2 protein-coding genes are annotated in these 1,630 nt (G+C 65.2%); both read left to right on the forward strand.

All coding sequences use genetic code 11. From position 1 onward, the window contains the following. Nucleotides 1–255: 255 nt before the first annotated feature. Nucleotides 256–966, forward strand: a complete 711-nt coding sequence (locus tag ACFVFQ_RS38705; protein ID WP_383425410.1) for a peptidoglycan-binding protein — start codon at nt 256–258, stop codon at nt 964–966. Beyond that, nucleotides 954–1,307, forward strand: coding sequence for a WhiB family transcriptional regulator (locus tag ACFVFQ_RS38710; RefSeq protein WP_383425412.1), 354 nt, complete (start codon nt 954–956; stop codon nt 1,305–1,307). The genes ACFVFQ_RS38705 and ACFVFQ_RS38710 overlap by 13 nt, the downstream gene beginning before the upstream one ends. Nucleotides 1,308–1,630: the final 323 nt, after the last annotated feature.

Genomic DNA, 1,630 nt, shown 5'->3' on the forward strand with positions numbered 1-1,630 from the left:
ATCCTTCCGGTCGCGGGTTCAAGTCCCGCACGCCCCACGCTCTAGCCACACAGGAGCCTTTCTGCAGTGCTCTACTCCTTTGCGCGAGGGACTCGAGCACGCCACATGCAGCAGCCCACACCTGTCGCGGTCCGTCACGCTTCGACACTGCTTCGCATCCCTAGAGCAGGTGATGGTCAACCCGGATAGCACCTGCACCATCCCCCCAGATCGGTCGCCACTCAACTCGCAACTGTCAAAGGAGGCTGTGTCCTGATGCCCAAGATAGCCAAAGTGTTGCTCCGGTTGTTGCAGCCGTGGCAGCGCGCCTGCCGCCCTCGCCCGGCTGGGGTGGAGCAGGATCTAGCCGACGTTTTCCCCGGTGAGCAGTGGTTCCGTCCAGGGGCCCGCAATGCTTACGTCCAAGTGATGCGTCACATGCTGGCTGCACGGGGAGCTGGGGGTTACTTCCCGCCTGATGTGCCTGCCAGTTGGTCACTGTGTGATCTGCGGGCCTGTGCTGCCTTCCAGCGTGCCCAAGGCTGGAGGGGGGAGCAGGCCAGCGGTATTCCAAATGCAGCCACCTGGGGCCTGCTCGTCGGTGGTCAAGGCCGTGACATCAGGTCTCCCGATGCTTGGCAAGAAGGGGGCTCACCGGCCGCCGAACTGCCCCACGATCCGCCTTGCGATGGCTCGTCACGCTCCTTTCCACCACCCTTGGTTCCTCCGTTCCCCGGCCCGGAGGTTTTCGGGCCCGGGCTTGCCAACAGCTGGATCCTGATGCTGCGGTTACGGCTGATCGTCACAGGCTGGGCACAGGACCAGCATGCTGCGCTAGAGGCCGATGAAGGGCTGCGTGCTGCCCTTCAGTGGGATGAGCCGTTGCGGGTCGCCTGCGCCCGGTTCCAGTTGGCACAGGGGTGCCGGGGGGCAGCAGCCAGTGGCTACCCCACCGATGAGACCTGGCGGATGCTATGGACAACCTGAGCCTTGTTTCCCACAGATCACTGCGCGGACCGGTGCCTTGGGACCGGTTCTGGCGCCAGCGCGCTGCCTGCCGCGACGGCGACCTGGACCACCTGTTCTTCGCCCCTAACCGCTCGCCCGGTCAGCAGGAAGCGCTGCGGTGGTGCCGACACTGCGCGGTGCAAACCGAGTGCTTGGCCCTGGCGCTGGACGAGCGACTCCTGGAGGGTGTCTTCGGCGGCACCACCGGGGCTTGGCGCCGTGCGCTGCTGGCCCGTCGCCCGCAGGTGCAGTGCTGGCGCACCCTCCTGTCTACCGCCCGTGCGCAGCACCTTGCCAAGTCTCATGACAGTGAGGATTGACCATGGCATGGCCCGGAGGTCTGACTCTTCGCCTGACGAACACTTCGGTTGTCCTTGTGTGAATCGTCGGTCTGCCGGGCGATGCTGTCTGGCGCGTGGCTGGCCGGGCTTCTGTGGCTTCATATTGAGTCGAGGTTGTCCCGTAAGGGATCTTGGAATTGTTGGGTGTGGTCGGGCGAGGGACCGTGGCCCTGGCTGTTCGGCTATCCGGTGAGGGCGAGGTTGTGGTGAGCTTCCCCCGGTGTGCGGGAGGTGCTGGTCAGCTGGTCAGGGCGGGTTGATAGGTGTTCAGGTTCGTTCGTTCGGCCGCTGCCTGCTCGGTG

Source organism: Streptomyces sp. NPDC057743, from assembly GCF_042798755.1.
Classification (GTDB): Bacteria; Actinomycetota; Actinomycetes; order Streptomycetales; family Streptomycetaceae; genus Streptomyces.